This window comes from Exiguobacterium sp. E4787, from assembly GCF_018618375.1.
Taxonomy (GTDB): Bacteria; Bacillota; Bacilli; order Exiguobacteriales; family Exiguobacteriaceae; genus Exiguobacterium; species Exiguobacterium chiriqhucha.
Genome location: NZ_JACSLY010000024.1, coordinates 1 through 7,289, shown reverse-complemented (window position 1 = coordinate 7,289; position 7,289 = coordinate 1). Strand labels below are relative to the sequence as shown.

The following is a 7,289-nucleotide window of genomic DNA, read 5'->3' as shown; positions in this document are numbered from 1 at the left end:
TCACATACTAAACTTTACAGGTGACAGTTATCGTGTCACGCATGCGTTGTCGAAACACTAAAACCCAGCTGGCAAAGTTCTGTACTTTTCGTTGCATTATTGTGCACATTTGTATTGCAAAATACAACTATTGCAAAAAACACTGGGATAGTTAGAAAGTCTATTGTAGAGTACTTGAAAAAATTACATGAAGAAGAAGTACTACACTGCATACATTTTGATATAAATAATACTGTTTCAAAGAATTACTATACGAGATGGGTTCACAATGAACATACGGGGCAATGGGCTGTAGGAGAAGCGGAATTTCAATATAAGACAAATCATAAAAAGTTTAAAGGTGGCGCAATAGGAGTTTGTGATGAGAGAGGGGCTTCGTAAATGAAGCCTCTTTTTATAAAATAAAATATCGATTTTATTGAAATTACAAAAATACTTAATAAATATGGTTCGCTAGAATATAAACAGAAAAAAATATGGATTTAGAAGAAGATATTGAGATGTTAAAAAGAACAATTCTCTCAAAGGCGTTCAAGGGGGGTTAGCAACAAATATTATATACGAGGAGAACAGCGAAAAAGAGACATCTTTTAATTTATAGATCAAAAAACTATCTATTTAACCATCGTTTTATAGATAAATTAGTAAGAAAGTACAAATGAACGTTTGTGCTTTCTTTTTTTGTTGTTTTTGTCTATAAACCCGTCTAATATAGTATGTATATAAAACGTATGAGAAAATAGAAAGGTTGTTACTTTATGAATAGAGTAATTGGATACTGTCGTGTAAGTACAGGAGAACAAAACCTCGACATGCAAGAACATGCTATAGAGAAGTATGCGGATGAAAAGGGATTAAGGTTGGTGATGTATGTAGAGAAAGTATCCAGTCGAAAAAATAATAGAACTGAGTTAAACAACGCAATAAAAGCCACAACTGAAGGAGATATTTTTGTGGTTTATAAGTTAGATCGGTTGGCGCGTAGTACGAAAGAATTATATGAATTGACTGAACAACTTAAAGAGAAAAAAGTTGATTTGGTATCAATCAACGATGCGTTTGATACATCTACACCAACTGGAAAAGCGATGTTCGGTATGTTAGCTGTCTTTGCTGAGTTTGAGCGTGATATCATTCAGCAGCGAACAAAGGCTGGATTAGATGCTGCACGTAAAAGGGGTAGAATTGGTGGGAGACCGGCGATAGATCAAAAAGTAAAAAATAGAGTATGTACATTATTTGAGATTGGTGAGAGTGCAAAAGACATTGCCAAGGAATATGGTATTGGTCGGGCAACTGTTTATAAAATAATTCGAGAAAGCAAAAAGCAATAAGATAGAGATGGGGGGGATAATAACCACATTTTTCGTATGGCAGTATTTGGAGAGCATAGGAAGTGGGTTTAAACACACACTAGGAGTTTTCAATATGTAGATCATATAGATGATTTTCAGAATTATTATGATGCATTTCTAATGCTCGACATTACTATTAATATACAGTTTCCTTATCCATAGTTAATTTTAAGCGGGAACATGTTTCAAAAAGGAAAATAACACGGATTGAATAACAATTTTTTGAAATAAATAAGGTATTATAAAGTTGAACGAGTTAAAAATAAGGAGATGGTTAAGAAAATGTTAAACTTTGAAAAGTTATTAAGCGATGCATTGAATTCATCAGTTACTAATCCGATTGAGATTTTTGATTTATTACCTAATAAAAACGAAAAGTATAACGGTTTGCTTAGACATCCTCAGGTTGAAGTGTTAGAAGAATGGTATAGTAAAAACTTTGATGAAGATAATACGATTATTAAAATGAATACAGGCAGTGGTAAAACTTTAATAGGACTACTTATTTTAAAATCATATTTGAATGACGGAAAAGGTCCCGCTGCATATGTTGTTCCAGATAACTACTTGATTGAACAAATTGTTAAAGAAGCAAACGACTTAGGTATCAAGGTCACAAAAGATCCTAATGATACGGACTTTGAAAAGGGAGAAGCTATATTAGTTATTACCATACATAAGATTATTAATGGGAGGTCTACTTTTGGCATAAATGAAATGAAAAAAAATATAGGTTGTTTAATAGTAGACGATGCACATGCGTGTATGAAAATTGCAAAATCGCAATTTGCAATTTCTATTCCTCGTAGCAATTCATTATACAGTTCGATCTTTGAAATATTTAAGGATACGATTAAGCATCAGAGTGAAAGTAGATTATTAGAGTTGGAAGATGGAGATAGAGGAGTTCAACAATTAATTCCATTCTGGGACTGGCAAGAAAAAATTGCTGATGTTACAAAACTTCTTCATGCTCGTCGTGAAGATAATAGTGAGAATAATTCAAGTTTGTTTTATAATTGGGCATTAATAAAAGATAACTTAAGTTTATCAGATTGTATTATTTCTTCGGAAGAGATAGTGATTAACTTAGACTTTTTGCCGGTTGAAGTAATTCCTAGCTTCAATGAGTGTCCTCGAAGAATCTTTATGAGTGCAACAATTGAAGATGATACTGTATTAGTGTCTCATTTCAATATTGAAAGCACGAGTGTGGAGGCGGCGATCACGCCTAAGAAGGCAAATGATATTGGAGAAAGACTTATTGTTATTCCGCAAGAAATCAATCCTGAAATTACTGACAACGAGTTAAAAGGTTATTTCAAAAGTTTATCAGGTAATAAAAATGTTGTGGTTTTAGTACCTTCTGAATATCGTTCAAGATTTTGGGATGACGTTGCTGATGTCGTAGTTAAAGAGCAACGCGATTTGATTCGAACTACTCAAAGATTAAAGGATGGACACGTTGGATTAGTTGTATTAATTAATAGATACGATGGTATCGACTTGCCCAGAAATGCTTGCCAAGTACTTGTATTGGATGGGCTACCAGATGCTAGAGGCGTATTTGGGAAGTTTGAAGAATTAGCTTTAAGTGGAAGCCGGCAAAGTTTAATTGATAAAGTTCAGAGAATAGAACAGGGTATGGGACGTGGCGTACGTTCCAAAGAGGACTACTGTGTAGTTTTTTTAATGGGTAATTCTCTTGTCAAGGCTTTATATGCACCTGATGCGAAAAATGCCTTTACAGAAGCGACTAGAAAGCAACTAGATCTTTCAAGAATGATCAATAAGGAAATTGAAAATGGAGAATTGGAAGAAATAGATGCAACTATTAAGTATTGCTTAAATAGGGATCCTGAATGGGTTACTTTACATAATGCTACGATATTAAAAGTCAAGTACAATCCCGAACTGACTTTCAATAACGACACTCTTGAACAAAAAAAAGCATTTGATTTAGCTAAGAATAGAAATTATCAAGATGCATCGGGAGTTATTCAAGTATTAGTAAATAAGGCTAACGGTAAAACGAAAGGTTATCTTAAATACAAAATGGCTAAGTATACTAATTTTTATAATAATGTTGCGGCACAGGAAATGGTGATAACCTCTAAAAATTTAAATAGCGCTCTACCTTATCCTATTAGTGGGATTGCTTATAACAAGGTCCGATTTATCAACGCTTCTCAAGTGGACAGAATTATTGACTTCAACACGAACACTTACTCGAGTACTAATGAGTATGTATTGGGTTTTAGAGCGGTTGTGGAAAAGTTGCAATTTATTAATTATTCTGCGAATAATTTCGAACAGGCTGTAAAAGACTTGGGAAATCATCTAGGGTTTATTTCACAAAGACCTGAAAATGAATTTAACAAAGGACCTGATAATTTATGGGCAACTGGAGAAAATTCAGCTCTCATTATTGAGTGTAAAAACGAGGCGACAACCTCAACTATTTCTAAAAGATACTGTAATCAACTAAATGGATCCTTAGTTTGGTTTGAAAATCATTACCCTTTAATCTCTAAGAGAATTCCAATTATGATACATCCGTATAATCGCTTTGAATATGCGGCAACTCCTCATGCAACCACTAGGATTATTACAAAAGAAAAACTAGAAGAGTTAAGAGAAAATTTGGGGTCGTTTATTACTCAAGTAGCATCTTGTTCCTATGATAAGCCTACAGTTGCTGGATTACTAAAAAGCTTCTATTTTGAACACGATTCATTTATAGAAAAATATACTGTTGAATTCGAAAATGGATCAAAGTAAATTTGCACCTAGCAAATATCTAGACAGCGTATAAATAAGTTGTTATTGCACTTTTTGCCTGCTACAATTGTACAAACAAATAGCTGAGAAAATTGAGCGATAATTAATTTGGGATATACCGTTGAAGCTAGTAATGTCAGTCACGTCAACCGTGTCCTGTACGACATCACATCGAAGCCACCAGCAACAATCGAGTGGGAATAACCACCAGAGGGGAGAAATCCCCTCTGTTTTTATTTGTTAAATCCGAACAATAGATCGAAATATTTGATTAAAATCCGTCATTTGTGTTGACATTCGATTTTGCCGTTGTTAAGATAAAAACGTTCTTATCATATCCGAACAATTAAAAATTATTTTGCCGTATAATATCGGGAATATGGCCCGAGAGTCTCTACGAAATCACCTTAAATGATTTCACTACGGCGAGACATAGATCGGGGACGTATGTCCCTGTATGTTTCGCGTGGGGTCTCCGGTTATCAATCGGGGACCTTTTCTCGTTTTACGGCGAGCCAAGGAGGAAAACCAATGAGCACACAGCTCAAGCAAGAACCAAATCACCAACCATCAGGAAACCGGATTGAACGTTACTTCCAGTTGAATGAACTTGGAACGAACATCAAAACGGAATTGATCGCAGGATTCACTACGTTCCTGGCAATGGCTTACATCTTGTTCGTTAACCCGAACGTGTTAGGTGCAGCAGGAATGGACATGGACGCTGTTTTCGTGGCAACCGGTCTTGTCGCCCTCGTCGGTTCTGTCATGATGGGCTTGTTCGCCAACTATCCGATTGCGATCGCTCCGGGTATGGGGCTTAACGCCTTCTTCGCGTACAGTGTAGTTCTCGGCATGGGTATTCCATGGCAAACGGCACTATCAGGGGTTCTCGTTTCTGGTTTGTTCTTTATCGTTTTAACACTGTCAGGTATTCGTGAGACAGTCGTCAACGCAATTCCGGGACCACTCAAAATGGCGGTCGCGGCAGGGATTGGTTTCTTTATCGCCTTTATCGGTTTGAAAAATGCAGGTATCGTCGTCGCCAACGAGGCGACGCTCGTCGGTCTCGGTTCACTCGGAACAGGGACGACACTCCTTTCAGTGTTCGGTCTTGTAGTGACAGCATTGTTAATGGTTCGAAATGTAAAAGGTGGTATCTTCATCGGGATGCTTCTCACGGCAATTGTCGGGATGATCTTCAATCTTGTACCGACACCGACTGCCATCTCAGACATCGTCTCGGCACCACCGAGCATGTCATCGACTTTCGGACAAGCGTTCATCAATTTCTCAGAAGTCTTCACGGTCCAAATGCTAGTCGTCATCTTGACGTTCTTCTTCATTGATTTCTTTGATACAGCGGGTACGCTCGTAGCGGTAGCTCGTCAAGCAGGAATCATGAAAGACAACAAAGTGCCACGTGCGAGTAAAGCGCTCATGGCTGACTCAACAGCAACAGTGGCAGGTGCAATCTTTGGGACATCGACTGCGACGTCATATGTAGAATCGTCTGCTGGTGTGGCGGCCGGTGGTCGTTCGGGCTTGACGGCTGTATTCGCAGGTTTGTTCTTCGGATTGGCGCTCTTCTTCTCGCCACTCTTGGCAGTCGTCACATCGGCGGTCACAGCCCCTGCATTGATTATCGTAGGAGTACTCATGGCTTCGGCTTTACTCGATATCGACTGGAGAAAGCTAGAAATCGCGATTCCTTCATTCATGACGATTCTGATGATGCCCCTCACTTCGTCGATTGCGACGGGGATTGGGCTCGGTTTCATCTTGTATCCGCTCATGATGATCGCGAAAGGGAAGACGAAAGAGATCCACCCAATCATGTACGGCATGTTAGTGATCTTCTTGGCTTACTTTATATTCTTGCCGCACGCGTAATGAAATGAAGCCGACTCGGTTTATGAGTCGGCTTTTTTGTATGCAGTGTTTTCAGGTAAGAAGGGGTCGTACATGGTTAAGGCATGGTTTTCTGTGATGAACTCATTTCGGATGAATGTGCCATCTTGGGAGAGGACGCTTCTAAATATTTGGTTATGCCGAACTGTTCCACCCCACCATTCATTCGTGAAGTGGTGGTTTTCTTCATATATCTCATATTGAACGGTTGGTGGGATATTGGACCGCCATTGCCCTACGAGATAATCCCCCTCTATATATAGAAGGAGTTGAAACGTCTGTGCCGTCCGATTGGTGATTTGAAGGTCTAAATAGTTGTAGGAACATGTGGCGCCACTCCCAAACGGTTGGTCCCTTCGTGAATCAGGGAAGACATCATAACTGTGGCGGTAACGCTCGGTCACTGTGAGTGGGCTATGGAGCGTGATCCAATAAATCAAGTTGGATAATTGGCACAATCCGCCCCCGGTTCCGGTCGTGACCTTTCCGTAATGCAAAATCATTCCGTCCACATAGCCTTTTCGCTTGGTGGGTCGCCCGATGGTTTTCCAATACGAGAGCACTTCGTTCGGAGAGACGATGATGCCATTTAACTGTTTGATGGCGATATTGAGATTGATGACTTTGTTCTGTTGCATCTCGAGATCGACGTCGCGTAATCTTCGGTAGAGTGGGGTGCGATGCTCGTGGATAAGATAAGGCAACGGTATAGTGTTTCGTTGAGCGGTATACCGTTTCCCGTCCGTCATCCATTGAGCCTGGCGTTTTAATGTGTAATACTGGGTTCCTGCCCATATGCGCAGGTTCGATCGTTTCTTTGGCTGCAGTTGAAGCATTGAGTGTCACCTTCTTTAAGTTGGTATTGGTGTGTATTCGCCAACAGGGGATAATGCCCTTCTCGAAATCAAGGAGTTAAAATGAAGAGGATGAAAAACTTTTAAAGTTTTTTTAGAATAATGCTTGCCATGTGGTAGAAGGGGATGCTATAGTTATCTCTGTTGCCAGCGATGCTTACAACTTAGTAAACAAACTGGTTGACACACAATAATGATAAATGTTATTATCATTTAGTCGCCAAGAGCGACAGACGAACTTTGAAAACTGAACGATGAGGCAAAAAAGTTTTACAATGTTTGAATGAAGCGCAAGCTTCGTCATGTTTTAAAGAGCTATATCAAATTCTTTGGAGAGTTTGATCCTGGCTCAGGACGAACGCTGGCGGCGTGCCTAATACATGCAAGT

At 39.0% G+C, this 7,289-nt stretch carries 5 protein-coding genes, 1 rRNA gene, 1 pseudogene and 1 riboswitch; of the genes and pseudogenes, 6 read left to right on the top strand and 1 reads right to left on the bottom strand.

Going from position 1 to position 7,289, the window contains the following annotated elements:
- Positions 1-174: 174 nt before the first annotated feature.
- The 5 genes and pseudogenes from KNP80_RS15570 (at position 175) to KNP80_RS15550 (ending at position 6,029) form a co-directional block, all read left to right on the top strand.
- Positions 175-381: a hypothetical protein gene (locus KNP80_RS15570; protein WP_214835073.1), complete on the top strand. Its 207-nt coding sequence runs from the start codon at positions 175-177 to the stop codon at positions 379-381.
- A 377-nt stretch (positions 382-758) separates the two neighbouring features.
- Positions 759-1,334, top strand: a complete 576-nt coding sequence (locus tag KNP80_RS15565; RefSeq protein WP_214835072.1) for a recombinase family protein — start codon at positions 759-761, stop codon at positions 1,332-1,334.
- 303 nt (positions 1,335-1,637) lie between these two features.
- Positions 1,638-4,136 (top strand): DEAD/DEAH box helicase family protein, encoded by a 2,499-nt coding sequence (locus KNP80_RS15560; RefSeq protein ID WP_214835071.1) that lies wholly within the window; start codon positions 1,638-1,640, stop codon positions 4,134-4,136.
- A gap of 129 nt (positions 4,137-4,265) precedes the next feature.
- Positions 4,266-4,340, top strand: a pseudogene (locus KNP80_RS16075) (GMP synthase (glutamine-hydrolyzing)); the annotation flags it as partial.
- Between the two features lie 137 nt (positions 4,341-4,477).
- A riboswitch (purine riboswitch) is annotated at positions 4,478-4,579 on the top strand.
- 88 nt (positions 4,580-4,667) lie between these two features.
- Complete coding sequence (locus KNP80_RS15550) at positions 4,668-6,029, top strand: NCS2 family permease (protein ID WP_251129052.1); 1,362 nt, start codon at positions 4,668-4,670, stop codon at positions 6,027-6,029.
- A gap of 20 nt (positions 6,030-6,049) precedes the next feature.
- Here the strand turns inward: KNP80_RS15550 and KNP80_RS15545 are convergent, their stop codons facing one another.
- Complete coding sequence (locus tag KNP80_RS15545; protein ID WP_214720158.1) at positions 6,050-6,883, bottom strand: VanW family protein; 834 nt, start codon at positions 6,881-6,883, stop codon at positions 6,050-6,052.
- Positions 6,884-7,227: 344 nt separating this feature from the next.
- Between KNP80_RS15545 and KNP80_RS15540 the strand changes: the two genes are divergently transcribed.
- Positions 7,228-7,289, top strand: a 16S ribosomal RNA gene (locus KNP80_RS15540); the annotation flags it as partial.